This is a genomic window from Streptomyces sp. NPDC059897 (assembly GCF_042730865.1).
Taxonomy (GTDB): Bacteria; Actinomycetota; Actinomycetes; order Streptomycetales; family Streptomycetaceae; genus Streptomyces.
This window is the reverse complement of sequence record NZ_JBHWKQ010000002.1, coordinates 205,662-232,246: the sequence shown is the minus strand read 5'-3', so window position 1 is coordinate 232,246 and position 26,585 is coordinate 205,662. Positions and strand designations below refer to the sequence as shown.

Genomic DNA, 26,585 nt, shown 5'->3' with positions numbered 1-26,585 from the left:
GCGTCGCGTGACCATTCCAGTGGGGGGCGGTGCAGGTGCGCGCAGGCCGCGACGGGAGGGAGGCTCAGTCACCCGCGTACGCAAACGGCCCGGCCGGTGAGTACCGCCCCGTCACGTCACCGCTCAACGCCGCTTCTGACAGATCGAGACGCCGCGTGCGTGTGAGGTCCAGACGTGTCAGGTCCGTCCAGAAGATGTCCGTGCGATACGAGGACGCGAACGCGTACACACGGTTCGTGAGGTCGGCGAGGGTCGACCAGATCGTCTGTGAGATGTTCGGCTCGTCCGTGGCCGGCACCCCGAACGGCTCGGCGGTGTTGCGCAGGACGCTCAGCAGCGCCGCGTACGCGTGCTCGTCGCTCGTCGGCGCGGGCAGGTGATCGCGGTAGTAACGGGCCCGCACGAAGCGGTCGGCGGCCCGGGTCGTGCCCGGCAGCGGGGCGGTGCCGCCGAAGCCGTCGTACTGCTGAAGGTTCGTCAACTGCTCCTCATATGGAGGTGAGTTGGTGAGCACGGTGTGTTCGGGGCCGTGGTGGACGCGCGGCACGCCGTCGAGGATCTCCACGATGGCCGAGTCGCCGGTCGGATCCTCGACCGCGAGGTGTGTGGTGGCACCCTTCGTGTTCCGCATGGACTGGGCGAGGATCTGCACGGGGTGCGCGGCGAGGAAGTCGACGAGCTGGGCGACCGTGGCGAACCGGTCGAGGACGAACTGCCCCCACATGGACTGCTCCAGGGCCGCGGCCGACGGGTCGCGCTCACCGTAGTCCGACTCGACCAGCCACAGCAGATGGGCGGCGAGGCCCTTCTCGTTCATGCCGTCGCAGACCGCCTGGTCGTAGGCGGTGGCCACCACGCTTCCGTAACGGCTCGTCCAGGTCAGCGGCCTGATGTCGGCGGGCGCGCCGGAGCGCTCGACGCCGCGCGGGGTGACCCACAAGCTGGTGTGCAGGTCGAACTTCCAGTCCATGTTCCGCCCGGCCAGAACCGGGAAGCCCTGTGGTGTCCAGATCACACGCGTACACATGGTGTCAGCTTGCCCCGCGCCCATCGGTCGCGCGACCTGTCAAACCCTTGCCCAGGGCGTCGCCCATGTGCGATCTTAAAGTCATCCAGGCTATGGAAACGTTTCCATCGTTTCCGTGAATCGACATCCACAAGGAGGTGGGTCGGCGGATGGCCACCATCAAGGACGTCGCCGCGCGCGCCGGAGTCGCGCTCGGGACCGCGTCGCGCGTGCTCAGCGGGAGCAGTCAGACCTCGGCCGACTCGCGGCGGCGGGTGCTCGCGGCCGCCGCCGAGCTGGGCTACGTCGCCAACGGGCCCGCCCGTGCGCTGCGCCGCGCACGGACCGATGTGTTGGGGTTGCTCGTCTCGGACATCCGCAACCCGTTCTTCTCTGAGCTGGCGCACGCCGCCGAGCAGGAGGCCCGCCGGCACGGCTACACCGTCCTGCTGGCCAACGCCAACGAGGACGCCGACCAGGCGGACGCCTACCTCCAGACCTTCGCCTCGCAGCGCATCGACGGACTGCTGTTCGCGCCGCAGAGCACCGTCTCGCCGCAGCTCGCCGCCACCGTCGCCTCAGGCCTCCCGCTCGTCTTCCTCAACCGCACCATCGACGGCCTTGACGCGCCGATGTACGGGACGGACAACGCCCAGGGTGTCGGCCAGGTGCTCGACTGGCTGCGGCGGCGCGGGCATCGCGACGTCGCCTTCATCGGGGGCCCCGACACCATCTCCACCGGCGCCGAACGCCGCGCCGCCTACCTCGCCGGTCGCGAGGGGCACGGCATCAGCACCGACGAAGCGCTCCTGGACGCCGGTGACTTCCTCGCCGAGGGGGCCGCCAAGGCCATGCATCGGATTCTCGACCGCGGCGTCCCGTTCACCGCGGTCTTCGGCGCGAACGGTCCGACCACGCTCGGCGCCGTACGTGCGCTGCGCGAGCGGCTCGGGACCGAACAGGCCGCCCGCGTCGAGGTGGTGTCCGTCGACGACCTCGACTGGTTCGAGTTCGCCTCGCCGCCCATCAGCGCGGTCCGCCAGGACGCCGCCGAGATCGGACGGCTCGGCGTGCGCGGGGTCGTGGACCTCATCGCAGGGCGCGCGGCCACCGGCCGGCGCGTCCCCACGACCTTCGTCGACCGAGCGCGCAAGCCCCAACAGTGAACACCCATGCGGCAGTTGAGCCACCGGGTATGCGTAAGGAAGGACAACACATGAGGGTCGCCCTCGGCGCGGACCACGCCGGTTTCGCACTCAAGGACACCGTCCGGCAGGCCATCGAGGCGCTCGGCCACGAGGTCGTGGACTGCGGCACGCACACCGCCGAGCCGGTCGACTTCCCCGACATCACCCGCGACACCTGCGAGCCCGTACTCTCCGGTGTCGCGGAACGCGCCGTGCTCGTGTGCGGCACCGGGCAGGGCGCCGTGATGGCCGCCAACAAGCTCCCCGGCATCCGCTGCGGTCTCGCCCACGAGCCGTACTCCGCCCACCAGTCCGTCGAGCACGACGACGCCAACGCCATCGCCATGGGTGCCTGGCTCGTCCCGCACGCGCTCGTGCCCGACATCGTCCGCGAGTTCCTGGGTGCCACCTTCGACGACGACGCGGACACCCGCCGCCGCGTCGCGAAGCTCAACGCCCTCGACACCCTGACACCCACCACCGCCTGACACACCCCGCCGCACCTTCCCCTTCTCCCACCTTCTCCTCCCGCACTGACGCCCCTCTCCCCACGCCCGCGCACACACCGCGCCGCGCGTCCCCTCGGCGTACCCGCACGTGCCCCGAACCCGCAGGAGATCCCCATGTCCACCCGCACACCCGCCGGACGGCCGAGCGTGCTCGGCTCCAAGGACCGCGTCAAAACCGCCATCGCCGCCGCCTTCGGCACCAGCGTCGAGAACTACGACTTCATCGCCTACGGCACCGCCTCCGCCCTCTACTTCGGCGCCGTCTTCTTCCCCGACAGCGACCGCTTCGTCGGCACACTGCTCTCCTTCGCCACGCTCGCGGTCGGCTTCGTCATGCGCCCGCTCGGCGGCGCCGTCGGCGGCTACTTCGCCGACAGGTTCGGCCGCAAGCCCGTCCTCGTAGCGGCGATGATCGTGATGGGTGCGGCCACCTTCCTCATCGGCGCGCTCCCCACGTACGGGCAGGTGGGCGTGCTCGCCCCGATCCTGCTGACCGTGATCCGCATGATCCAGGGCCTCGCGTTCGGCGCCGAATGGGGCGGGGCGATCACCATGGCGTACGAGCACGCGCCCTGGCACCGGCGCGGCATGTTCGCCGCGATACCCCAGTCAGGCAACCCGCTGGGCATCGCCCTGGCCAGTGGTGTGTTCGCCTGGAGTGCCACGCTGGAGGGGAGCTGGCAGTGGCGGACCCCGTTCCTGGTGAGTGCGGTCCTTGTGGTCGCCGCGCTGATCGTGCGTTCGCGGCTGTCCGAGTCGCCGGAGTTCCAGGAGGCCAAGGCCGGTGGCAGGACGGAGCGGAACCCGTTCCTGGCGACGCTGGCGGGGGACTGGCGAGGCATCCTGCGGGTCATCGCGCTGCGCGTCGTCGAGTCCTTCGCGTACTACTCCACCGCGACGTACCTGCTCAGCTACATCACCGACCACCACCCCGACCTGCGGCCCGTCGCCCTGGGCGCCATCACCGTCGCCAGTGTCCTCGCCATCGGTGTCACGTTCCTGGCCGGCGTGCTCACCGACCGCATCGGACGCCGACCCATCTACATCGCCGGGTGCGTGGCGGCCATCCTCTTCGCGTTCCCCATGTACCTGCTCACCAACTCCGCCCAACCCGCCCTGGTCGTCGCGGTGTTCATCATCGGCATCGGCCTCATCCACGCGTCGCTCACCGGCACCCAGGGGTCCCTGCTCACCGAACAGTTCCGCACCGCGACGCGTACGTCGGGTGCCTCGCTCGGCTACCAGATCGCGGCGGCCATCGGTGGCTTCGCGCCTCTGCTCGCCGCCGCTCTGGTGGGTGCCTTCGGCTGGCCGGGGGCCGCGCTGCTCTACCTCGGCGCGGCGGTGATCGGCCTCGTCGGCATCCTGGTCACCAAGGAGACCTGGGGGCGTGCGGAACGCGAGCGCGTACGCGGCCTCGTCGACGAGGAACTCCGGGCGGCGCCTGCCGCTGGGGCCGCGGCGACGCGCTGAGTCATCACCCCGGCCCCGGACCCGGCGCGGGTGACTCCAGTTGCGCGAGCCACGAGGTCAGGAGGTGTTCCAGTGCCGCGGCCTCGGACGGTGGCAGTGCGGCGAGGAGCCGGTGCTCGTTGCGGATGTGGTCGGTGAAGGCGCGGTCGAAGAGGGTGCGGCCCGCGGCGGTGAGCGCGACGACCCGGCCGCGTCCATCGCCCGTGGCCCGGCGCCGCGCGACCAGGCCCGCCCGCTCCAGGCGGTCGATGCGCTTCGAGATGGCGCCGGTGGTGACCATGGTGTGTGCGGCCAGCTCGCCGGGGGCGCGCTCGAAGGGGGCGCCCGCGCGGCGCAGCGCGGCCAGCACGTCGAACTCGCCCTCGCTGAGGTCGTACCGGCCGTAGACCGTGCACAACTCCTGCGTGAGCAGCGTCGCGATCCGGTGCAGCCGGCCGATGACACCCTGCGGCGCGACGTCGAGGTCGGGGCGCTCCTGCCGCCAGGCGGCCTGGATGCGGGCTACGTGGTCCATGTCCGGGTGGTCCCTGTCCGCACTGGACGGAACATCTCGCCTACTGGACGGAGTATCTTCCATGGAAGTTATATTACCTTCCATGGAAACTATGTACCGGTGGGGTGCCGTCGCGGCGCTCGCCCCGGTGGCCTGGGGCGCCAACTACTTCGTCACCCACGAGTACCTCCCGGCCGGCAGCCCCTGGTGGGGCGCCGCACTGCGGGCCCTGCCCGCCGGTCTTCTGCTGCTGGGCCTGTCCCGCAAGCTCCCGCGGGGCGCCTGGTGGTGGCGGTCCGCCGTGCTCGGGCTGCTCAACACCAGCGCGTTCTTCCTGCTCGTCTATATCGCCGCCCACCTGCTGACCACCGCGACCGCCTCGACGCTGATGGCGCTGTCACCGGCCGCCCTGATGCTCAGCGCGTGGGCGCTGCTGTCCGAACGGCCACGAGCGGCGCCGCTGGCCGGAGCCGCGATCGGCTTGGGCGGTGTGGTGCTGATGCTGGCCGGGCAGGCCGGCGCGCCCAGCGTCCCCGGCCTGCTCGCGTCGGCGGGAGCCCTCGCCACGTCCTCGGTCGGTTACGCCCTCTCCAAGCGCTGGGGCAACGAGGCGGGAGTCCTGGCCAGTACGGCCTGGCAACTCACCTTCGGGGGAGTGCTGTTGCTCGTCGTCGCCGTGGCCTTCGAGGGCGGACCTCCATCGTTCACGGCACACGGCGCGGCGGCCCTCGCCTACACGGCGGTGATCGCCACGGCGCTCGCGTTCGTCGCCTGGTTCACCGGTCTGCGCCACCTGCCGGCCGCCACGGTAGGCCTCATCGGCCTGCTCAACCCGCTCACCGGAGTGGCCCTCGGCGTCGTACTCGGGGGAGAGGCGCTGACCGTGCGACAGGCGGCGGGCATGGCCCTGGTCCTGCTCGGCATCGCACTGGGGCGACCCACCGCGTCGAGGAGTGGAGGGCGTGTGCCCGATGGCGCGGCGGTGACGGCCCAACCGGAAGCGAGTCGCGCCAACTCCTCCGCTACGACTCGGTGATCGCGACCAGAGCCGCCGCGAACGGCGCCGGGTCGACGTCGCCCCGCACCGCGAGCTGCTGGCTGTAGCCCTGGCAGACGGCGACGAAGGCCTCCGCGATCCGGTCCGCGTGCGCGGGCTCGCGGTCGGGCAGCAACGCGGCCACCGTCGCGCGCAGTTCACCGAGCTGGCGATCGACGAGTGCGGCAAGGCTGGCCGAAACCGCGGCCTCGGCGTAGATCTGGGCGACCAGCCTGGCGTGCCCTTCCTCGCGGGCCAGGGTGCGAATGTGCTCAAGGAAGTCGCGTACGGCCTCGGCGGTCAGCGCCCCGGGGAGCGCCTGGCCCGACTCTTCGCAGATGGCGGCGACGATCTCGTCCTTGCTCTTGAAGTACCGGTAGATCGCCCCGGTGGAGAGCCCGGAGGCGCGGACGATGTCGGGCATGGACGTCCGCGCGAAGCCGGCCTCGGCGAAGCGGGCGCGGGCGGCGTCGACGATCTGCTGACGGCGGGCGTCGAGGTGGGCCTGGCTGACCTTCGGCATAAAAGAATGACCATTCGTTTTACGTGCTAGTGTCGTCGACCGTACCGCAGATCCGGTTCCTGAGGAGGCACCCATGCGCTACCGGACCTTCGGGCGACACAGCGGCCTTCGGGTGTCGGAGTACGTGCTGGGTACGGCCAACTTCGGCTCGGCCCCGGCCGCGGCGGGCCTGGCGGGGGCCAGGGCGATCTTCGACTCGTTCGTGGCGGCCGGCGGGACCACCTTCGACGTCTCGAACATCTACCAGAACAGCGAGGCCGAGACCGTTCTCGGCGGCTTGCTCGGCCGCGAGCGCGACGACTACGTGGTGATCACCAAGTACAGCGGCAGCCGGAGCGCGCAGATCCGCCCCGGCACCACGGGCAACAGCCGCAAGACCATGATCCGGTCCCTGGAGGAGAGCCTGCGGCGCCTTGGCACCGACTACGTCGATGTCCTCATGCCGCACCTGCCCGACGGTGTCACCCCGCTGCCGGAGATCCTGGCCGCCTTCGACGACCTGACCCGGGCGGGCAAGGTGCGCTACGCCGGACTGTCGAACTTCCCGGCCTGGCGGGTGGCCGGCGCTGCCGTCCGATCGGAGCTGGGTGGACGCACACCGTTGGCCGGCATCCAGACCGAGTACAGCCTCGCCGAAAGCTCGGCGGACCGCGAACTCCTCCCCATGGCCGAGGCGCACGGCCTCGGAGTCTTCCTCTACTCGCCGCTGGCCGGTGGCCTGTTGACCGGAAAGTACCGCCGCGGCGAGCAGGGCCGGCTCAGTGCACGCGCCGCGGCCGGCGGCGAGGGCGGCGAACAGCGCACCGCCGTACTCGACGCCGTCCTCGCGGTGGCCGGGGAACTGGGCACGGGCCCCGTCCAGGTGGCACTGGCCTGGCTGCGCGAGCGCGCGGCGCGGTCCTCGGCCTCGCTGCTCCCCATCGTGGGCCCCCGCACCCCCGCCCACCTGGCGGGCTACCTGGATGCCCTGAACGTCGAACTCGCCCCGCACCACTACGAGAAGCTGACCGAGGTCAGCGCGATCCGCCTCGGTGCCCCGCACGAGGACGTGGCGGCCGCGCTGGCCCATGGGGTCGACGGGGACCGGAGCCTCCTCGACGGCCCGTTGGTGCCCGTGGCCTGAGGCTGCCACGCGACCGTCTGTCGGTCGCGTTGCTGGTCAGGCCGGTTGGTCACCGGACACCTCCGCAACCGTGTGGGTGTGACCATTGCGTGAGGGCGGCATAACGGTTCGGGCAGGCGCGCGCCCTCCCCTCGCGCAGTGTCGTTTCCCCGGTATGAGCGACACCGTGCGGGCCGAGGGACAGGCCGAGCTGACCGATCCGTACTGGCTCGATTCACCCGTGCTCGGGCGCGGGCGGACCGTCTGTGAGCGTGACGGCTCCGGGCCGCCGCGGAACCGGGAGATGGCGCTGCGGCTGGTTCTCGTCGGAGTGGCGAGTGGGCTGATCGTCGTGGGGCTCGCGGTGTCCCTGATGCGGTAGGAACCGCACTGCTCTCATGTTGTACCGCGCTCACGTTGCACCGCTCTCACGTAGCGCTGCGCTCGCCTGCCTCGCGGTACTCGCGGGAGACGGCCCGCGCGTACTTCTCCGCGGGGCTTCCCGTGCGGAGGAGTTCGCGCCACTGCTCGACGCTCCAGTCGCCGGGAGTGGTGGTGGCGATGAACTCCTCCAGCAGCCGGACGAACCGCGCGAGGTCGGTGTGGTGCGGGAAATGCCCGGCGCCCGGGAAGATTTCGAGCCGGCTGCCCGGCATCGCCTCGTGCGCGGTGTGGGCGTGCGCCACGGGCAGCACGCTGTCGCGATCGCCCCAGACGAGGAGGGTGGGGACACCCCGCGCCAGATAGCAGCGGTCCAGCATGGTGACCACCTGGCCGCGCCAGTCCACGACGGCCCGCAGCGTCCGCGTGAAGGCGTCGCGGGAGTTCTGGTCGGGCAGGGCGTCGACGACGTCGACGAGGTCGGGCGCGTCCACGCCGAGTCCGGTGTCCAGGAACTGGAGTGCGCGGACCGCCGCGCTGACCGGCAGGCGCGCCCCGGCCACCTTCAGCAGGCCGAGCGCGAGTCCCGCGCCAGGCAGGGTCGCGGCCCGCAGGACGGGTGTGACCTGGCGGCCGACCCCGCCGGTGGAGATCAGGACGAGCCGGTCGACGCGCTCGGGGAACTGGTACGCGAACTGCATCGCGACCCCGCCGCCGAAGGAGTGCCCGACGAGGGTGACGCGGTCGATGCCGAGCACACCGAGCAGGTCGCGCAGGCCGTTCGCGTACGCGGCGACCGAGTAGTCGGCGCGCGGCTTCGCCGAATGGCCGTGCCCGAGCAGGTCGGGAGCGATGACCGTGTGCCGGCGCGCGAGGATGTCGATGCAGTCCTCCCAGTGCGCGCAGGAGGCCCCGACGCCGTGGATCAGCAGGACGGCCGGGCCCTCGCCCGCGATCCGGTAGGCGCGGCGGTAGCCGTGGACGGTGGCGAAGGCGAGCGCGCCGCCGGCCTCCGGCGCGCGTACGGCGGGCTTGCGGATCGGAATGACGTGCGCCATGTGCCCTTCTCCCCGTGCCGGTCCTGTACGGGCGCGTGCCGGATCCCGGGGCCCGGGACCGGTACGGCGAGCGTACGGAGCGCGGCGCGGCGGAGGGTTTCGTGCCGGTTGCGGATGGATTCCGTTTCCCCGGCGGGCACGGTCGTGGCGTGCCTCAGGGGTGGCGCGGGGCCGGTCCGCTGCGAGCCGTGACGGACGGGCGTGACATCACACCCCGCCCCACACCTCCTCCGCCGTCTCCACGATGAGGCGCAGCTTGGCCAGCTGGTCCTGCGCGGTGAGTTTGTTGCCCTCGACGGTGGAGGAGAAGCCGCACTGCGGGGACAGGCTCAGCTGATCGATGTCGATGTACCGCGAGGCCTCCTCGATACGCCTCTTGAGGGTGTCCTTGTCCTCCAGTTGCGGCCGCTTGGTGGTGACGAGGCCGAGGACGACCTGCTTGCCCTTGGGGACGTGGCGCAGCGGGGCGAAGCCGCCGGAGCGCTCGTCGTCGTACTCCAGGAAGAAGCCGTCGACGTCGAGGCCGCCGAAGACGGCCTCGGCGATGAAGTCGTAGCTGCCCGAAGCGGCCCAGGAGGAGGCGAAGTTGCCACGGCACATGTGGGTGGTGACGCGGAGGTCGTCGGGGCGGCCGGCGAGTGCCCGGTTGATGTTCGCGATGTACGTCTCGTGCTGGTGCTCCGCGTCGCCGCCGATGGACGCCACGTAGGAACGCTGCTCGGGGTCGTTCAGATAGGCGAGCGAGGTGTCATCCAACTGCAGGTAGCGGCAGCCCAGTTCGTACACGCCGCGGATCTGGGCGGCGTAGGTGTCGGTGAGGTCGGACCAGAAGGTGTCGAGGTCGGGGTAGACGGATGTGTCGATCGCGGCGCGGCCGCCGCGGTAGTGGACCATGCTCGGCGAGGGGATGGTCAGCTTCGGGGTGACACCCTCGGCGACTGTGTCGCGCAGGAAGGTGAAGGCGTCCGCGAAGATGGTGCGCTCCAGTGTCACCTTGCCGTCGATGCGCGCGGAAGGCGGCGCGAACTCGATGTCGCCGTCCTCGTTGTGGAAACGCACGTGCAGCGACTCGTCGTCCACGCGCCGGACGCCGCCGAGCGCGTAGATGAAGTCCATGTGCCACGAGGCGCGGCGGAACTCGCCGTCGGTGGCGCTGCGCAGTCCCGCTTCCCTCTGCATCGCGACGACTTCGCGCACCGCCGCGTCCTCGGCGGCGGCGAGCGCGGCATCGTCGATCCTCCCCGCGGCGTGCTGCTCGCGGGCCCTCAGGAGTGCGGGCGGGCGCAGCAGGCTGCCGACGTGGTCGGCGCGGAACGGGGGCTGAGCGGTGGCGGCCATGGCGGGCATCCTTTCCTCGGCTACGGCCAACACCCTCACCCGAATCATTGCGCTCCTCAACCACTTTGACCGGGGCTCCTGGGCAGTGGCCAGATTCCTTCACCCCGTGGCCATCTGGCCACTGACGCCGTACGAGGGTCAGGGCGCACGCTCGAGGCATGAACATTCTCTGGGTCTTCGCCCACCCCGAACAGCGTTCCCTCAACGGCTCCCTGATGGCCGACGCGCTCGGCGCACTCGACGGGTACGGGCACACCACCCGAGTGTCCGACCTGTACGCGATGAAGTGGAAGGCGGTCCTCGACGCCGACGACTTCGGGTGCGGGACGCCCGGAAGTGAGCGGCTGTTCGTCGGCGCGGAGCAGGAACGAGCCTATGAGGCGGGGGAGTTGAGCGCTGACATCCGGGGCGAGATCGAGAAGCTGATCTGGGCCGATGTGGTGGTGCTGCACTTCCCGCTGTGGTGGTTCGGGCCCCCGGCGATCCTCAAGGGCTGGTTCGACCGGGTGCTGGTGCAGGGGCTCGGGTTCGGTGTGAAGGCGCCGGACGGGCACACCCGCCGGTACGGCGACGGCGGCCTGGCCGGAAAGCGGGCCCTGGTCGTCACGTCGGTGGGGGCCCGGCCGTCCGGGTTCGGGCCGCGCGGGATCCACGGGCAGGTGGACGAAGTGCTGTTCCCGCTGCTGCACGGCACGTTCTGGTACACGGGCATGGCACCGCTCGCGCCGTTCGTGACATACGGCGCGGACCGGCACGACGCGGCGGACTACGCCCGTACGTCCGCCGCACTGCGGGAGCGGCTGCGCACGCTTCCCGACGAGGAACCGCTGGCGTACCGGACCGAGGTGGGCGGCGACTACGACGAAGAACTCGTCCTGCGCCCCGATCTCGCGGCTGGCGGCGAAGGGCTGGGGGTGCACCGGAGGTGAGGGCCCCCGCCTACGCCGACGGCGCCCGCGGCGCCCCGCCCACCCGCCGTGTCAGCTCCCGCGCCGTCTGCGCCACATGGCCCGCTATCCGCCGCTGCTCCGCCTCGTCCACCGTGTCGTCGGGGAACGTCACCGCGATCCCGGCGATCGGGTGGGCGTGGTGGTCGAGGACCGGTGCGGCGACCGAGGACAGGCCGGGGGTGACCTCGCCCTCCTCCGTCGCGTAGCCGCGGCGGCGTGCCTGGGCCAGCAGCGTGCGCAGGGCGGTCAGCGTCGCCGGGCCCGCGCTGTGACGCTGCACGAACGCCGAACGGTCGGGGAAGAGGGCGCGCACCTGGGCCGGCGGCAGGAGGGCCAGGATCGCGCGCCCGCTCGCCGTCAGATGGGCGGGCAGGCGCACGCCCACCTCGCTGACCAGCGGCGGGCGGCCCGGCGCCCGCTCCTCGATGACGTAGATGACCTCGCGGCCGTGCAGCACGGCGAGGTTCGCGTTGTGCCCGGTGCGGTCGACGAGCGCTGCCAGCGGGGCGCGCGCCAGACGCTGGAACGGGGCCTGGCGCTCGTAGCCCGAGGCGAGTTCGAAGGCGCTGACCCCGAGCCCGTAGCGCCGTTCCTCCGGCAGATGGACCACGAAGCCGTCCGCCGCCAGGGTGTCGAGCAGGTGGTACGTCGTCGAGCGCGGCAGTCCCACGTCGCGGCTGATGGCGGCCGCCGGCACGGGCGCGGCCTGGCGGGCGAGGTAGCGCAGGACGGCCAGGACCTGCGCGGCGGCCGGGACGATGCTCATGGGGCGAGCGTAGACCAGAGATGTCACAAACCATCTGTCTGGGTTCCCAGACGCAGCGTCTTGGATCCCAGACACAAGACGTGTCGCACGACTCGCGAACCCCACTCCGGCTGCGGCTTCATAGGGGCATGAACGTTGTTGTTGGTGTCGGTGCCCTCGCAGCCGACGAAGTTGTTTCCGTTGCCCGTCACGGCGCCCAGGTGACCCTCGCCCCCGAGGCCCTCCAGGAGATCGCCCGCAGTCGCGAGGTCATCAAGGCCCTCGCCGACGACGTCAAGCCCCACTACGGCGTCTCGACGGGCTTCGGCGCCCTGGCCACCCGGCACATCCCCACCGAGCTGCGCGCCCAGCTCCAGCGCAGCCTCGTGCGCTCCCACGCGGCGGGTTCGGGCCCCGAGGTCGAGCGCGAGGTCGTGCGCGCCCTCATGCTGCTGCGTCTGTCCACCCTCGCCACCGGCCGCACCGGCGTGCGCACCGAGACCGCCGAGGCGTACGCCGCGCTCCTGAACGCCGACATCACCCCGGTCGTCCACGAGTACGGCTCGCTCGGCTGCTCCGGTGACCTGGCCCCGCTCGCGCACTGCGCGCTCGCCGTCATGGGCGAGGGCGTCGTGCGCACCGCCGACGGTGAGAAGAAGCCCGCGGGCGAGGCCCTCGCCGCCGCCGGCATCACCCCGGTCGTCCTGGAGGAGAAGGAGGGCCTCGCCCTCATCAACGGCACCGACGGCATGCTCGGCATGCTCGTCCTCGCCGCCCACGACCTGCGCAAGCTGCTGCGCACCGCCGACATCGCCGCCGCCATGAGCGTCGAGGGCCAGCTCGGCACCGACGCCGTGTTCGCCGCCGACCTCCAGGCCATGCGCCCGCACCCCGGCCAGGGCGACTCCGCGGGCAACCTGCGCTCCCTGCTCGCCGACTCGGCGATCATCGCCAGCCACGCGGGCCCGGACTGCACCTACGTGCAGGACGCCTACTCGCTGCGCTGCACCCCGCAGGTCCACGGCACCGCCCGCGACACCCTCGGCCACGCCGAACTCGTCGCCTCCCGTGAACTCGCCAGCGCCGTCGACAACCCGGTCGTCACGCTCGACGGCCGCGTCGAGTCCAACGGCAACTTCCACGGTGCCCCCGTCGCCGCCGTGCTCGACTTCCTCGCGATCACCGTCGCCGACGTCGCCTCGATCTCCGAGCGCCGCACCGACCGCTTCCTCGACCCGGCCCGCAACCGCGGTCTGAACGCGTTCCTGGCCGACGACCCGGGCGTCGACTCCGGCCACATGATCGCCCAGTACACGCAGGCCGCGATCGTCTCCGAGCTCAAGCGGCTCGCCACCCCGGCCTCCGTCGACTCGATCCCCTCCAGCGCCATGCAGGAGGACCACGTCTCCATGGGCTGGTCGGCCGCCCGCAAGCTGCGCCGCGCGATCGACGGCCTGAACCGCGTCCTCGCCGTCGAGCTCTACACCGCCGCCCGCGCCCTGGACCTGCGCGCCCCGCTGACCCCCGCCCCGGCCACCGCGGCCGTGCGCGAGGGCCTGCGCAAGACCGTCGAGGGCCCCGGCACCGACCGCTGGCTCGCCCCCGAGATCGAGGAGGCCGTCCAGTACGTCGCCTCCGGCCGCGCCGTGGCCGCCGCCGAGTCCGTCACCGGCGACCTGGTCTGAGCCGACCGCACTTCCACACACCTCCGGGGCCTCGCGGGGCCCCGGAGGTGCGGCACTTCGCACCGAGGCCGGCTACCGCGTCTTCACCGAGGCCGCCCTCGAACCACGGCACACGGCCGGGCGTTAGGCTCGGCCGTCCGTACGAAGACAAGGACAACCGACCTTCATGGCATCCCAGATCCTGCGCGCCGACGAACGCACCCCCGCCCCCTGGAAGAACGGCGGAGGCATCACGACGGAGGTGCGCGCGCACCCCGAGGGCTCCACCACCGAGGACTTCGCGTGGCGGATCAGCCTCGCCGACGTGGCGACCGCGGGCCCGTTCTCCGCGTTCGAGGGCGTCGACCGGATCATCACCGTCGTCGAGGGACCGGGCATGGCCCTCACCGTCGACGGCACGGAACACACCATCGACACCCGCTACGCTCCCTTCCCCTTCTCCGGCGACGCCACGACCGACTGCCGTCTCCTCGGCGGCCCCCTGGTCGACTTCAACGTCATGACCCGCCGCACCGAGGCGAAGGCCGACGTCCGCATCGACCGTGGCCCGACCGTCCTCGAACCGGCCCCGGGCACCCGCGTCCTGGCAATCGTCCTGGAGGGCACGGCGACCCTGGGCACAGCCCGCCTGAACCGCCTGGACGCGGTGCTGCTCCAGGACGACGAGGACTCCGTCGAGGTGGATGTCGACGGGGTGCTGGCGGTCGTGAGCCTGACCGAGGTCCGCTGAGCTCCTCTTGACCTTTGGCGGCGGGTCGGCGCGGTCGGTAGGTTCTGCGCGGTGACCTTGATGACGACGCGGGGCCTCGCATCGACGACCGACGGGGCCCGGTTGAGCTGGACCCTGCTGGGGGACTGGGCCCGGAGGCCGCCGGTGGTGATGCTCCACGGTGGCCCGGGCCTTCCGGGGTATCTGGGCGATGTGGCCGCCATGGTCGGGGACATCACGCCCGTGTACCGCTACGACCAGCGGGGCACGGGCCGTTCGCCGTGGCGGGGCAGCCACTCGCTCGCCCGGCACGTCGACGATCTCGCCGAGCTGCTCGACACATGGTGTGTCCCCGAAGTCGTGCTCGTCGGGCACTCCTACGGCACCGACCTGGCGAGCCGGTTCTGTCTGGCGCACCCCGGCCGCGTGGCCGCGATGCTGCTCATGTGCGGCCCGTTCGTGGGGGATTGGCGCACCGGATACCGTGCGGAGCGAGGGCGCCGGATGTCCGCAGCCCAACTGGAGCGGCGCCAAGCGCTGCAAGAGATGCCTGTCCGGACCGAGGAGCAGGAAGTCGAACTGCTCGCGCTGTCCTGGTTCACCGACCATGCCGATCCCGAACTCGGGTGGCATCGGGCCGCTCAGGAAGCCAGGCGGCGCCGCCCCGTGAACTGGGCCATGAACGCCGAACTCGGCGAGGACGGCCGAGCGGACCCGCTCGACGAGCGCCTGGCCGAACTGCGCGCGTGTCTGCCGGCGCGGACCGAACTCCTCGCCGGTGTCCGGGATCCACGTCCCGTCGAAGCACTGGAATCCCTCGCGCTCCGGCTCGGTGTGCCGCTGACGCGGATCGAGGACGCCGGGCACGAACCGTGGCTGGAACAGCCCGACGCTGTGCGTACGCACCTGCGGCGATTCGTGCACGACGCGGTCGCCGGATAGCGCGGGGAACTGCGCGCGGTCGCCAGGCCGCGGCTCTCATGCCGGGCGGCCTGGCGGCCTGTTCGTGGGGGAGTGGGCGAGGCCAGGACCGTCGTCCCGGCCGGACCAGGGCCGGGCCGGAACGTCGGCGACCGGGAGAGCGCCCTCCCGGAACTTGTGGGACGTACTCACGCGGAGTCGCCCTCGCCCTCCGTCATCGGAACGCGCACACCGCGCTCCTTGGCGACCGAGGAGGCGTGCTCGTACCCGGCGTCGACGTGCCGGATGACACCCATGCCGGGGTCGTTCGTGAGCACGCGCTCCAGCTTGCGGGCGGCGAGCTCGGTGCCGTCGGCGATGCACACCTGGCCGGCGTGGATGGAGCGGCCCATGCCGACACCGCCGCCGTGGTGGATGGACACCCAGGAGGCGCCGGACGAGGTGTTCACGAGGGCGTTGAGCAGCGGCCAGTCGGCGATGGCGTCCGAGCCGTCGAGCATGGACTCGGTCTCGCGGTACGGCGAGGCCACCGAACCGGAGTCGAGGTGGTCGCGGCCGATCGCGACGGGCGCGGACAGCTCGCCGCTGGCGACCATCTCGTTGAACTTGAGGCCCGCCAGGTGGCGTTCGCCGTAGCCGAGCCAGCAGATGCGCGCCGGAAGGCCCTCGAACGCGACACGCTCACCGGCCATGTCGAGCCAGCGGTGCAGGTGCTTGTTCTCCGGGAACAGCTCCTTGATCGCCTTGTCGGTGGCCGCGATGTCCTTCGGGTCGCCGGACAGGGCGGCCCAGCGGAACGGGCCGAGCCCCTCCTCGAAGAGGGGACGGATGTGCGCGGGCACGAAGCCGGGGAATGCGAACGCCCGGTCGTAGCCGGCCTTGCGGGCCTCGTCGCGGATCGAGTTGCCGTAGTCGAAGACCTCGGCCCCCTTGTCGAGGAAGCCGACCATGGCCTCGACGTGCAGTCGCATGGCCTGGCGGGCCTTCTCGGTGAAGCCGGCCGGGTCCGCCTCGCGCTCCTTGTGCCAGTCCGCGACGGAGATGCCGACGGGCAGGTACGCGAGCGGGTCGTGCGCCGAGGTCTGGTCGGTGACGATGTCGATCGGCGCGTCCCGGTCGAGGAGCTCGGGGAAGATCTCGGCGGCGTTGCCGACGACGCCGATGGACAGGCCGCGGCGCTCGTCGCGCGCCTGCACGGCCAGCTCGAGGGCGTGGTCGAGGTTGTCGGCCTTCACGTCGAGGTAGCGGGTGCCGATGCGGCGGTCGATGCGGGTCTCGTCGACGTCGACGCAGATCGCGACACCGTCGTTCATGGTGACCGCGAGCGGCTGGGCGCCACCCATGCCGCCCATGCCCGCGGTCAGCGTGATGGTCCCGGCAAGGGTGCCGTCGAACTTCTTGCGGGCGACCGCGCCGAACGTCTCGTAGGTGCCCTGAAGGATGCCCTGCGAGCCGATGTAGATCCACGAACCGGCCGTCATCTGGCCGTACATCATGAGGCCCTCGGCCTCCAGCTTGCGGAAGTCCTCCCAATTCGCCCAGTCACCCACGAGGTTGGAGTTCGCGAGCAGCACCCGCGGAGCCCACTCGTTCGTCCGCATCACGCCGACCGGCTTGCCGGACTGCACGAGCAGCGTCTCGTCCGCCTCGAGCGTCTTGAGCGTGCGCACGATCGCGTCGTACGCGGCGTGGTTGCGCGCGGCCTTCCCGGTGCCGCCGTAGACGACGAGGTCCTCAGGGTGCTCGGCGACCTCGGGGTCGAGGTTGTTCATGAGCATCCGCAGCGCGCCCTCCTGCTGCCACCCCAGGGTGTTGAGCTCGGTGCCGCGCGGGGCCCGGACGACGCCCGGCGTTTCGGGGGAAGGGCTGGTCATGTGTGCTCCTCAGGGGATCGAGCCGTTGTGCACCGCCATGACACGCGAGTGCGGGAGCCGGGACCAGCGGGGCCGCCGGTATTTCTCGGATCCGAGACGCTTCCCCGCGAGCGGGACCGTCGGCCCGTCCGCCGCGGGCGCCGTCCCCATAGGATTCGATGTACGCAGCAGTAGCCGGTAGCGGGGGAGCGGATGGCGAGGACAGTGGGCGACGCGACGGTGGAGCCGGCCGAGCTGGCCCGGTGGTACGAGGAGGGCGCGAGCGGCGCCGTGCCCGCCTACCAGCGCGTCAAGGAGCTCGTCGAGCGGCAGATCAGGGCCGGTCACTGGCGTGAGGACGACGCCCTGCCCTCGGAGAGCCAGTTCGTCGACGCGCTCGGCCTGTCCCGGATGACGGTCAACCGCGCGCTGCGCGAACTCGCCTCCGACGGCGTCATCCGGCGCGTCATGGGCGTCGGCAGCTTCGTCGCCGAACGCAAGGCCAGCTCCGCTCTCCTGGAGGTCCACAACATCGCCGACGAGGTGCACCGGCGCGGCCACCGCTACTCGGCCCGCGTGCTGTCCCTCGGCGAGGAGGAGGCCGACGAGCGCACGGGCGCACACCTCGGCCTCGGCAAGGGCCGACCGGTCTTCCGCTCACAGGTCGTGCACTACGAGGACGGGGTGCCGCTCCAGCTGGAGGACCGGTACGTCAACCCGGCCTTCGCGCCCGGCTACCTGGAGCAGGACTTCACGCAGCAGACACCGTTCGCGTTCCTGTCGAAGGTGGCTCCGCTCGGCCGCGGCGAACACATCGTGGAGGCGGTCCTGGCCTCGCCGGAGGAGTGCGCGATCCTCGACGTGGGCACTGCCGAGCCGTGTCTGCTGATCCAGCGCCGCACCTGGTCGCGGGACGCCCTCGTGAGCATCGCGAGGCTGCTGCACCCGGGCACCCGCTACCGGCTCGAGGGCGCGTTCGCCACGCACTGAGTACCGGCCCGGCTCAGGACGACACCTGGCCCCCACCTGGTGTCGGGACGTGTCCCGAGAGCGCCGTGGTCAGCCGCGCCGCGCCCTGGGCCAGTGCCTCGCGGACGTCCTCGGTGTCGTGACGGCCGTGGTGGCGGCGCCAGGTGGTGCTGATCGCGGCCACCGGGCGTTCGTTGTGGTCGAAGGCCGCGGCGCCCATCGAGCAGAAGCCCGGTGACACCAGCTCCACCTCCTGCGACCAGCCGCGCTCCCGCTCCCTGCCGAGCTCGGCGGTCAGCTCCGTGAGTGAACGCGGACCGCGCCCGGTGCGAGTGGTCAGATCGCCGGGCCGGGAGAACAGCGCGCGCAACTGCGCCTCGGAGGTGTGCGCGAGGATGGCCCGCCCGTTGGCAGTCAGATGCGCGGGCAGCCGCACACCCACATCCGTCACGAGTGCGATGTCGATGTCACCGGCACGGGCCGGAGGGCGCTCCTTGAGCAGATACACCGTCTCCGCGCCGTGCAGGATCCCGAGGTGCACGGTCTGGCCGAGCCGGCTCGCGACGGTGCGCAGGATGGGCCGGGCGAGCCGCTCCAGGGGCTCGTGGCGCAGGTACGCGGAGCCCACCTCGAAGGACGAGACACCCAGCCCGTAGGCCTGCTCGGAGGGCACGTAGGTGACGAAGCCGCGGTCGGCCAGGACCGTGAGGACGTGGTAGGCCGACGAGCGTGGAATGCCCAGGTCACGAGCTAGAGTGGCGGCTTGCACCAGGCCAGGTCGGCCGGCGAGGTACAGCAACATGTCCAGGGCGCGTCCCACGGCCGGGGACGCGCTCGACGCGGTTCCGGGGGACCGCTCGGGGCCGTTCGTGCGCTCACTCATCGGACCACCTCTTGACGCACCTGTATAGACAGGAATATACAGGCTGCCGTTCGTCATAGGGAGCCCGGACATCAGGTCCCCCGGAACGTCCGTTGGCCCCACCCCGAAGAGGGAGACACTCGTTTGCGTACCGAAAAGGCCGGCCTGAGCCGTGGGCTCAACTCGCGGCACATCCGCTTCATCGCGCTCGGCTCAGCCATCGGCACGGGGCTGTTCTACGGCTCCTCCGAGTCCATACAGGCGGGCGGCCCGGCCGTCCTGCTCGCCTATCTGATCGGCGGCGCCGCCGTCTTCCTCGTCCTCAGGTCGCTGGGCGAGATGGCCGTGGCATCGCCGACGGCCGGTTCCTTCGGCGAGTACGCGAACCGGCATCTGGGCCCGCTGGCCGGCTTCGTCACCGGCTGGACGTACGCATTCGAGATGGTCATCGTGGCCGTCGCCGATGTCACCGCCATCGGCGTCTACATGGGCTTCTGGTTCCCCGACGTGCCCCGCTGGATCTGGGTCCTCGCAGCCGTCGTCATCGTCGGCGCGCTCAACCTCGTCAGCGTGAAGGTCTTCGGCGAGCTGGAGTTCTGGCTGTCTCTCATCAAGATCGTCGCCATCGTCGCGATGATCCTCGTCGGCATCGCGGTCATCGCCTTCGGCCTCGGCAGCGGGCACGTCCACGTCGGCCTCGACAACCTGTGGAGCCACGGCGGCTTCTTCGCGGGCGGCATCGACGGCTTCGTGATCTCCTTCGCCATCGTCATGTTCGCCTTCGGCGGCACCGAGATCATTGGCGTCACGGCGGGCGAGGCGCAGTCCCCGGAGAAGACGATCCCGGGCGCGGTCAACACCATCCCGATGCGGATCATCCTGTTCTACGTCCTGACCCTCGCCGTGATCATGTCGATCACGCCGTGGCAGCAGATCGACGACTCGGGCAGCCCGTTCGTGCAGATCTTCGCCGGGGTCGGCCTCAAGTCCGCGGCCGCCGTCCTCAACGTCGTCGTCCTGACCGCCGCCCTGTCGGCCATCAACAGCGACATCTTCGCCGCCGGACGCACGATGTACGGCCTCGCCGAGCGCGGCCACGGCCCCGCCGCCATGAACCGCACGACCCGCAACGGCGTGCCGTGGGTGACCACCCTCGTCATGGTCGGCGCCCTGCTCTTCGGCGTCGTGATGAACGCCGTCGTGCCCGGCGAGATCTTCCTGATCATCTCCTCGATCGCCACGTTCGCGACGGTCTTCGTCTGGGTGATGATCATGCTGACCCACGTGAAGGCCCGCCGCTCGATGTCGGCGGAGGAGACCGCGGCCCTGAAGTTCCCCGCCCCCTTCTGGCCCTACGGCCAGATCATCACGCTCGTCTTCATGGCCGCCGTGCTGGTCCTGCTCGGCTTCCACGAGGACACCCGAGTGGCGCTCGAGGTCGGCGCGGTCTGGCTGGCGCTGCTCACGGTGGTCTACGTCCTCGCGGTACGCCGCCGGACCGGTGCGGGCCCGCAGTCCGCACCGGCCGGGGCGGAGGCCGGTACGGACACGGAGAAGCGGGCCGAGGTCGCCGGCTGACCCGACGGAGAACTCCTGCGGCCCGGACCGCGACGCCGACCGTGCAAACGGCGTCGCGGCCCGGGCCGCGGTGTGTCGGAGACCTGTCGGCGACATGTCGGTGGGGCTTGTGAGGGTGGGCGTACGGGTGCTCCGCAGGCCATGAGCACACCACCCCCGAGCGCAAGGAGTCCGACACCATGTCTTCCGCAACCCGGCACCGGCCGTGGGACGTTCACCGGCTGCCGTCCGCCGAGGGCAGGACGTTCCTGGTCACCGGGGGCAACGCCGGAATCGGCTACTTCACCGCGGAGCAACTCGCCGCCACCGGCGCGCACGTCGTCCTCGGCTGCCGGGACCGCGCCAAGGCCGACGCCGCGACGGCCTCGATCCGCTCGCGCGTTCCTGAGGCTCGGGTGAGCCACCTCCGCCTCGACCTCGCCGACCTGACGTCCCTGAAGGCGTCGGTGTCAGGCCTCGACCGTCTCGACGCGGTCGTCCACAACGCGGGCGTCGCGCTCGACGACCCGCCCCGCCGGGAGTCCTCCGACGGCCACGAGCTGATGTTCGCCACCAACCACCTCGGCCACTTCGCCCTGACCCAGTGGCTGGCACCCCTGCTGAAGGCTGCGCCCGCGGGCCGCGTCGTGACGGTGGGCAGCTTCGCCGCACGCTCCGAACGACTGGACCTCGACGACCTCCAGTCGACCCGCGACTACCGGCCCAAGCGCACCTACGGCCGCTCGAAGCTCGCCCAGATGTCCTTCGGCTTCGAACTCGACCGCCGACTCCGCGCCCTCGACAGCACCGTCCTGAGCGTGGTCGCCCACCCCGGCGGCGCGCTCGACTCCCTCACCCCGTCCCGCCCGCCGGTGCGCGTGACCACGCCCGGCGAGCGGCTGCGCGCGCTGCCCGCCGCGCTCCTGGTCCAGGGCAAGGAGGCCGGGGCGTGGCCCGTCGTCCGTGCCGTGCTCGATCCGGAGGTTCAGGGAGGCGACCTGTGGGGGCCGCGGGTCTTCGGGCTGCGGGGGACGCCGCGGCGGGAGCCGGTTCCCGCGCACATGGCGGACGCGGACGTGGCCGCACGACTGTGGGCCGCGAGCGGGGAGTTGACCGGTACGGACCCGTACCTCGGCTTCCGGTAGGCGGTCGGCAGGTTTTGGCGAGGGCGTGGCGGCGTATTCCTTCGGGGAGGCACAGGAGTACGAGCGGCACGAGGCGTGAGGGGGAGCGGGAAACCAGAGCGGCACGAGGAGCGCACGAACGTCGAGTGCGTCATGACGTCGAGTACGTCATTACGTCGAGTACGTCATTACGTCGAGTACGTCATTACGGAGATCACCGGTGACCTGCGCGCCGGGGGAGGACGGCTGCATGACGGACGCGGTTGCCCGGAAGATCGAGGGTGCGGGACCCGGTGTGACGCTCGACCGGCTCGGCCTGGGGAGCGGGCGATTGGCCGCGGCCCACGCGGTGATGAGCGAGACCGAAGCGGTCGCCCTGGCCCGTGCGCGATGGCCCCTCGACGCCGTCGTCGCGACCCGGCTGGCGACGGAGAAGGACGACACCTTCCGCCTCGACACCTCGGGCGGCGAGCGCTTCGTCGTGAAGGTCTCCCACCCCGACGAGGACGACGACGAGGTCGACTTCGAGACCGAGCTGATGCGGCACGTGCACGAGTCCGGATACCGGGTGCCGGTCCCCGACCTGCTGCCCTCACGCGGCGGCCGACTGCTCGAACCGCTACGGGACGGGTCCGGCCGGCAGCGCCTGGCACGCGTCATGACCTTCGCCGCGGGCACACCCCTCGACACGACGGAGACCTCCGCGCCGGAACGGGAACGCGTGGGCGAGATGCTGGCCCAACTCCGCCACGCCGCCGCCGACTTCCGGCACGCGGCGGACGGCAGGGTGTGCGCCTGGGATGTCAGTCACCTCCCGGCGCTGCGCCCCCTGCTCGACGAGGTCCCGGACGCCGCGCAACGCCGGGCCCTGGCCGAGGGCCTGGACCGCTACACGGACACGGTCGTGCCCCAACTGCCGTCCCTGCGCAGCCAGGTGCTGCACAACGACTTCAGCACCTCGAACCTCCTCGTCGACCACGATGCCGCCCACTTCGTCACCGGTGTCATCGACTTCGGCGACGCCGTGCACACCGCGATCGCGGTCGATGTCGCCACCGCGCTGCTCAACCAACTGCCCCGGGACGCCGCGCGACGCCCCGTCCGGGACCTGTTCGCCGAGGCCCGCGACGTACTGCGCGGATACCTTCGCCACGCCGACCTCACCGAGACGGAACTGGCGCTGCTCCCGCACCTCGTGATGGGCCGGGTGGTCGCCCGTGCGCTCATCACCCTGCACCGGGCGTCGCTGATCCCGGGGAACACCACGTACATCCTGCGCAATACCCGCCCGGGGTGGGGCCAGTTGGCGTGGTTCCTCGACCGTACGCCCGACGAGATCTCCGCGACGTTCCTCTGATCGGGCCGCCGCCCGGCCCGCCCACCGCACACACCACCACGAAGGACGAGCATGAGCACCCCTGAGCCCACGGCCAAGGCCCGCGGAAAGATGAACAACGCGTTCGACCCGAGCGCGGCGGAGGGCCTCTCACCGGCCTCCCGCCAACTTGTCGCGCGCCGCGAAAAATTGCTGGGCCCGGCCTACCGCCTCTTCTACCAGCAACCGCTGCACATCGTGCGCGGCAAGGGCTGCCGCCTCTGGGACGACGAGGGGAACGAGTACCTCGATGCCTACAACAACGTCGTCTCGGTCGGCCACGCCCACCCGCACGTCGTCGAGGCCGTGCACGCGCAGATGCAGACACTGTGCACCCACACCCGCTACCTCCAGGAAGGTGTCCTGGACTACGCCGAGGACCTCCTGGGCACCCTCACCGGGCCGATCGCGGACGGCCACGCGATGTTCACCTGCACCGGCTCGGAGGCCAACGACCTCGCGCTGCGCATCGCCAAGTACCGCACCGGCAACCAGGGCGTCATCATCACCTCGGAGGCGTACCACGGCAATTCCGACCAGGTTGCGGGGATCTCACCGGCGATGGGCGAGAACGCTCTGCTGGGCACCTGGGTGCGCCGGGTGCCGACCCCGGACTCGTACCGCGTTTCCCCGGAGGGCATGGCGGAGTGGTTCGCCGACCATGTGCGCGAGCAGATACGGGAGTTGGAGCGCCACGGAGTGGGCGTGGCCGCCTTCGTCGTCGACTCCCTCTTCAGCTCCGACGGACTGTACGCCCAGCCGACGGATCTGCTCGGCCCGGCGGTGAAGGCGGTGCAGGAGGCGGGCGGACTGTTCATCGCGGACGAGGTGCAGTGCGGATTCGCCCGCTCGGGCGAGCGGATGTGGGGCCACCAGCGCCACGACGTGCACCCCGACATCGTCACGATGGGCAAGCCCATGGGGAACGGCTACCCCGTCGCCGGCCTCGCCGTCACCCACGACGCCGTCGCCGAATTCGGCCACGACATGCGGTACTTCAACACCTTCGGCGGCAACACGGTCGCCATCGCCGCGGCCCAGGCGACCCTCGACGTCATCCGCGACGAGAACCTCCTCGACAACTCCCGCCGGGTGGGCGAGATCCTGCGCACGGGCCTCACCGACCTGGCCGCCCGCCACCCGGCCATCGGCGACGTCCGCGGGGCGGGCCTGTACGTGGGCGTGGAACTGGTCACGGACCGCGACACCAAGACCCCGGACCAGGCACTGGCGACCGCGGTGGTCAACGGCCTCCGCGAACGCAAGGTCCTGATCTCGGCGACCGGCGCGGAGGGCAACGTCTTGAAGATCCGCCCGCCACTGGTCTTCGACGAGAACGACGCGGATCGTCTGGTGAGCGTCCTGGACGAGGTCCTCACGGAGAGCGTGGGTCGTTGACGGTCGCCGGTTCGCCGTGCCCCCAGGGGGCCTGAACTGTCAGAAGAACTGTAGGAGTTCGGTCAGGGAGGCGATGCGCGGCACATCCGTCTCGGTCGCGTCGCGGCACAACGCGCGCCCTGCGTAACCGAGCCGGATGGCCGCGGCGACGAGCTCCGGATCGTCGTCCACGAACAGGCACTGCTCCGGCGCGAGGCCCAGCGCGGTGCTGGCGTGGTGGTACATGCGGGGGTCCGGCTTGTCGCAGCCGAGCACGGCGGAGATCGCGTACGCCTCGAAGAACCGGCCGATCCCGAGTCCGCCGTGGAGCTCGGGAAGGTCGGGCCACGCATCCGACACGACGGCCATCCGGACCCCTCGGCGGCTCAGTGCCTCCAGGGTGTCCTCGACGTCCGAGTACGTCTCCAGGAACACGGACGGGGCCACGTCGCGGCGCAACTCGGCCAGGAGGTGCGAGGTCGGCTCCACGCCGAGGTGGCGGAGCATCAGGCGGTGGTAGTCGTCGTAGTCGGGAGTCGACACCTCGGTCGCGAAGAACTCGTCGCCCGCCCCGATGGCCGCGGTGAACTGTGCCGGGGTGATCGACGGGGCATGGCCGAGCACGGTCCGCTCGAAGTCCGCACGCGGGTTCCAGCGGCCACCGATCGGCCGCACGAGCACACCGCCCGAGTCGAAGAGGACGGCGCGGAGGGCGTCGGGGGAGTCCGGTGGTGTCGTCACCCGATCAGTGTGGGGAGGAGAGGCGCGCGGGTCGACCCCTTCGCGCACGGGGCCGTCACCGGCCCACGTCCGTTGACCCTGACGGCACCAGCCTCTCTCTCGCTCGCCGAGGCGCATACGCCGTAACACCGGCTCCGGCCCCGGGGCGCGCGATGCCACACCCCGAGGCCGTCCGTGTCAGTGGCGCGTCGTCGCGCCCAGGGCCGAGCCGAAGCGGGCCTTGGGCGCCGGGTGGTCCAGGTCCTCCGGGGTGAAGAGGATCGAGCCCTTGCCGGTCGGGCCGTCGGCCGAGCCGGGGATGACGCTGACCGCGCCCGTGCCGAGGTACTTGCCGGGGGCGCCCACCGTGAGGTCGGCCGTGCCGTCAGCGTCGTAGTCGCCTGCGGCCACCGCCGCGCCGAACAGGTCGTTGCCCTCGCTGGAGCCCGTCACGCCGGGCGTGGACAGGGTGATGGTGTGTGCGCCCTGCGCGTCGAGGCCGGATTCGGCGCCCGGGACGACCGTCACCGCGCCCGCGTTGTTGAAGCCGTCCGGATCGGTGGCGGTCGTGTCGGAGGTGACCACGTCGGCGTGACCGTCGCCGTCGAGGTCCGCGAGGACACCGGCGCGGCCGGGCTGCGCCTCGCCCCCGTACGCGACACCCTTGCCCATGCCCGAGGCGGTGCCCGGGAACATGCGCATCAGGAAGTCGTCGGGGCCGTCCGAGAACGTGGTGTCCACGACGATGTCGTCCTTGCCGTCGCCCGTGATGTCACCGGCGACGACGCTGTAGCCCGCGAACGGCAGACCCGTCTTGCCGAGCGTCGTACCGGTGAGGCCCCTGGCCGAGCCCGCCAGGACGCCGAGGGTGCCCTCGTCCGCCGCGTCGTCGGCGTAGGCGACGGTGGCGAGGTCCTTGTAGCCGTCGCCGTTGACGTCGGCCGCCGCGATCTGGCCGGTTCCGGCGCCGCCGCCGGGCGGGGTGAGGGCCTTCACGGCCGGCTTCGGGGTGTCGCGCAGCTTGGTGGCCCCCTTCACCACGTGCACCTTCGTCCCGGCAGCGACCGCGATGTCGGCGCGCCCGTCGTGGTCGAAGTCGCCGACGGCCAGCTTGTCGCCGAAGGCCTGGCGGGCCGTGGGCGTCGGGGCGTGGAAGGCGATGGCGTCCGCGCCGAGCCCGCCCTTCGCGCCGAAGACGACGGTGACCGAACCGGCCCCCTTCACAGAGCCGATCGCCTCTCCGCCCGCCCCGATGACCAGGTCCGCGTACCCGTCGCCGTCCACGTCACCGACGGCCGTCGCCGAACCGAACCGGTCGCCCGCCTCCGGGGTGCCCGGGATGCCCGTGGTGCGCTGGGTGATGCCCTTGTGCCGGGCGGTCCGCACACCCTGCGCGGTGCCGTACGCCACCGAGACGTAGCCCGCCTTCGAGAACCCGGCGATCGTCCCTTCCGGCGCGCCCACCGCGAGGTCACCGAAGCCGTCGCCGTCGAAGTCCCCCGCGGGCGAGGCCGCCGCCCGGGGTGCGGCCTGCGCGGGTGCCACCAGGAGCACTCCGCCCGTCACCGCCAGCGCCGTCGCGCACGCCGCGAGCAGCCGTTGCCGTCTCATGCCGTTCACACACACTCCCGT

25 protein-coding genes are annotated in these 26,585 nt (G+C 71.5%); 15 read left to right on the top strand and 10 right to left on the bottom strand.

Annotated elements, in window-relative coordinates; genetic code table 11:
* Nucleotides 1-64: 64 nt before the first annotated feature.
* The gene (locus tag ACFV9W_RS03770; protein WP_385755261.1) at nt 65-1,027 is read right to left on the bottom strand and encodes a linear amide C-N hydrolase; all 963 of its coding nucleotides are present in this window, start codon (nt 1,025-1,027) and stop codon (nt 65-67) included.
* A 149-nt stretch (nt 1,028-1,176) separates the two neighbouring features.
* On the opposite strand from ACFV9W_RS03770, the gene ACFV9W_RS03765 reads away from it, so the two are divergent.
* From ACFV9W_RS03765 to ACFV9W_RS03755, 3 genes are all read left to right on the top strand, one after another.
* Entirely contained in the window at nt 1,177-2,172 is a 996-nt protein-coding gene (locus tag ACFV9W_RS03765) for a LacI family DNA-binding transcriptional regulator (RefSeq protein WP_385755260.1), read from the top strand.
* Between the two features lie 50 nt (nt 2,173-2,222).
* Nucleotides 2,223-2,681 (top strand): RpiB/LacA/LacB family sugar-phosphate isomerase, encoded by a 459-nt coding sequence (locus tag ACFV9W_RS03760; protein WP_385755258.1) that lies wholly within the window; start codon nt 2,223-2,225, stop codon nt 2,679-2,681.
* 135 nt (nt 2,682-2,816) lie between these two features.
* Nucleotides 2,817-4,175, top strand: a complete 1,359-nt coding sequence (locus ACFV9W_RS03755) for an MFS transporter (protein ID WP_385755256.1) — start codon at nt 2,817-2,819, stop codon at nt 4,173-4,175.
* A gap of 4 nt (nt 4,176-4,179) precedes the next feature.
* Here the strand turns inward: ACFV9W_RS03755 and ACFV9W_RS03750 are convergent, their stop codons facing one another.
* Nucleotides 4,180-4,689: a MarR family winged helix-turn-helix transcriptional regulator gene (locus tag ACFV9W_RS03750; RefSeq protein WP_385755254.1), complete on the bottom strand. Its 510-nt coding sequence runs from the start codon at nt 4,687-4,689 to the stop codon at nt 4,180-4,182.
* 82 nt (nt 4,690-4,771) lie between these two features.
* On the opposite strand from ACFV9W_RS03750, the gene ACFV9W_RS03745 reads away from it, so the two are divergent.
* Nucleotides 4,772-5,704 carry a DMT family transporter gene (locus ACFV9W_RS03745; protein ID WP_385755253.1) on the top strand — a complete coding sequence of 311 codons (933 nt, stop codon included), beginning with the start codon at nt 4,772-4,774 and terminating at the stop codon, nt 5,702-5,704.
* Here the strand turns inward: ACFV9W_RS03745 and ACFV9W_RS03740 are convergent.
* A complete protein-coding gene (locus tag ACFV9W_RS03740; RefSeq protein ID WP_385755251.1) occupies nt 5,691-6,227 on the bottom strand; it encodes a TetR/AcrR family transcriptional regulator in 537 nt (178 codons plus the stop codon). The two genes, ACFV9W_RS03745 and ACFV9W_RS03740, sit on opposite strands and share 14 nt — an antisense overlap.
* Before the next feature lie 73 nt (nt 6,228-6,300).
* On the opposite strand from ACFV9W_RS03740, the gene ACFV9W_RS03735 reads away from it, so the two are divergent.
* Nucleotides 6,301-7,350 (top strand): aldo/keto reductase, encoded by a 1,050-nt coding sequence (locus ACFV9W_RS03735; RefSeq protein ID WP_385755249.1) that lies wholly within the window; start codon nt 6,301-6,303, stop codon nt 7,348-7,350.
* Nucleotides 7,351-7,504: 154 nt separating this feature from the next.
* A complete protein-coding gene (locus ACFV9W_RS03730; protein WP_385755247.1) occupies nt 7,505-7,711 on the top strand; it encodes a hypothetical protein in 207 nt (68 codons plus the stop codon).
* A 46-nt stretch (nt 7,712-7,757) separates the two neighbouring features.
* Here the strand turns inward: ACFV9W_RS03730 and ACFV9W_RS03725 are convergent, their stop codons facing one another.
* Entirely contained in the window at nt 7,758-8,768 is a 1,011-nt protein-coding gene (locus tag ACFV9W_RS03725) for an alpha/beta fold hydrolase (protein WP_385755245.1), read from the bottom strand.
* Between the two features lie 207 nt (nt 8,769-8,975).
* Nucleotides 8,976-10,106, bottom strand: coding sequence for a 5-methyltetrahydropteroyltriglutamate--homocysteine S-methyltransferase (locus ACFV9W_RS03720; protein WP_385755243.1), 1,131 nt, complete (start codon nt 10,104-10,106; stop codon nt 8,976-8,978).
* Between the two features lie 158 nt (nt 10,107-10,264).
* On the opposite strand from ACFV9W_RS03720, the gene ACFV9W_RS03715 reads away from it, so the two are divergent.
* Entirely contained in the window at nt 10,265-11,035 is a 771-nt protein-coding gene (locus ACFV9W_RS03715) for an NAD(P)H-dependent oxidoreductase (protein WP_385755241.1), read from the top strand.
* A 10-nt stretch (nt 11,036-11,045) separates the two neighbouring features.
* On the opposite strand, the gene ACFV9W_RS03710 is transcribed toward ACFV9W_RS03715, so the two are convergent.
* A complete protein-coding gene (locus ACFV9W_RS03710; protein WP_385755239.1) occupies nt 11,046-11,822 on the bottom strand; it encodes an IclR family transcriptional regulator in 777 nt (258 codons plus the stop codon).
* 128 nt (nt 11,823-11,950) lie between these two features.
* Here ACFV9W_RS03710 and hutH point away from each other — a divergent pair, with 128 nt between their 5' ends.
* From hutH to ACFV9W_RS03695, 3 genes are all read left to right on the top strand, one after another.
* The gene (hutH, locus tag ACFV9W_RS03705; protein WP_385755237.1) at nt 11,951-13,486 is read left to right on the top strand and encodes a histidine ammonia-lyase; all 1,536 of its coding nucleotides are present in this window, start codon (nt 11,951-11,953) and stop codon (nt 13,484-13,486) included.
* A gap of 166 nt (nt 13,487-13,652) precedes the next feature.
* Entirely contained in the window at nt 13,653-14,216 is a 564-nt protein-coding gene (locus tag ACFV9W_RS03700) for a HutD family protein (RefSeq protein WP_385755236.1), read from the top strand.
* A gap of 60 nt (nt 14,217-14,276) precedes the next feature.
* Nucleotides 14,277-15,137, top strand: coding sequence for an alpha/beta fold hydrolase (locus ACFV9W_RS03695; RefSeq protein ID WP_385755520.1), 861 nt, complete (start codon nt 14,277-14,279; stop codon nt 15,135-15,137).
* Nucleotides 15,138-15,304: 167 nt separating this feature from the next.
* Here the strand turns inward: ACFV9W_RS03695 and hutU are convergent, their stop codons facing one another.
* Entirely contained in the window at nt 15,305-16,990 is a 1,686-nt protein-coding gene (gene hutU, locus ACFV9W_RS03690) for a urocanate hydratase (protein ID WP_385755235.1), read from the bottom strand.
* Between the two features lie 192 nt (nt 16,991-17,182).
* Between hutU and hutC the strand changes: the two genes are divergently transcribed.
* Nucleotides 17,183-17,959 (top strand): histidine utilization repressor, encoded by a 777-nt coding sequence (gene hutC, locus ACFV9W_RS03685; protein WP_385755233.1) that lies wholly within the window; start codon nt 17,183-17,185, stop codon nt 17,957-17,959.
* Between the two features lie 13 nt (nt 17,960-17,972).
* Here the strand turns inward: hutC and ACFV9W_RS03680 are convergent, their stop codons facing one another.
* Nucleotides 17,973-18,821, bottom strand: coding sequence for an IclR family transcriptional regulator (locus ACFV9W_RS03680; protein WP_385755231.1), 849 nt, complete (start codon nt 18,819-18,821; stop codon nt 17,973-17,975).
* Nucleotides 18,822-18,944: 123 nt separating this feature from the next.
* On the opposite strand from ACFV9W_RS03680, the gene ACFV9W_RS03675 reads away from it, so the two are divergent.
* The 4 genes from ACFV9W_RS03675 (at nt 18,945) to ACFV9W_RS03660 (ending at nt 24,254) form a co-directional block, all read left to right on the top strand.
* Complete coding sequence (locus tag ACFV9W_RS03675; protein WP_385755230.1) at nt 18,945-20,378, top strand: amino acid permease; 1,434 nt, start codon at nt 18,945-18,947, stop codon at nt 20,376-20,378.
* A gap of 179 nt (nt 20,379-20,557) precedes the next feature.
* Nucleotides 20,558-21,502, top strand: coding sequence for an SDR family NAD(P)-dependent oxidoreductase (locus ACFV9W_RS03670; RefSeq protein WP_385755228.1), 945 nt, complete (start codon nt 20,558-20,560; stop codon nt 21,500-21,502).
* A gap of 229 nt (nt 21,503-21,731) precedes the next feature.
* A complete protein-coding gene (locus ACFV9W_RS03665; RefSeq protein ID WP_385755227.1) occupies nt 21,732-22,838 on the top strand; it encodes a phosphotransferase in 1,107 nt (368 codons plus the stop codon).
* Between the two features lie 51 nt (nt 22,839-22,889).
* Complete coding sequence (locus tag ACFV9W_RS03660; protein WP_385755226.1) at nt 22,890-24,254, top strand: aspartate aminotransferase family protein; 1,365 nt, start codon at nt 22,890-22,892, stop codon at nt 24,252-24,254.
* Between the two features lie 39 nt (nt 24,255-24,293).
* Here the strand turns inward: ACFV9W_RS03660 and ACFV9W_RS03655 are convergent, their stop codons facing one another.
* Together ACFV9W_RS03655 and ACFV9W_RS03650 are read right to left on the bottom strand one after the other, a co-directional pair.
* Nucleotides 24,294-24,974 (bottom strand): HAD family hydrolase, encoded by a 681-nt coding sequence (locus tag ACFV9W_RS03655; RefSeq protein ID WP_385755224.1) that lies wholly within the window; start codon nt 24,972-24,974, stop codon nt 24,294-24,296.
* Nucleotides 24,975-25,151: 177 nt separating this feature from the next.
* Nucleotides 25,152-26,564 carry an FG-GAP-like repeat-containing protein gene (locus tag ACFV9W_RS03650; RefSeq protein WP_385755518.1) on the bottom strand — a complete coding sequence of 471 codons (1,413 nt, stop codon included), beginning with the start codon at nt 26,562-26,564 and terminating at the stop codon, nt 25,152-25,154.
* Nucleotides 26,565-26,585: the final 21 nt, after the last annotated feature.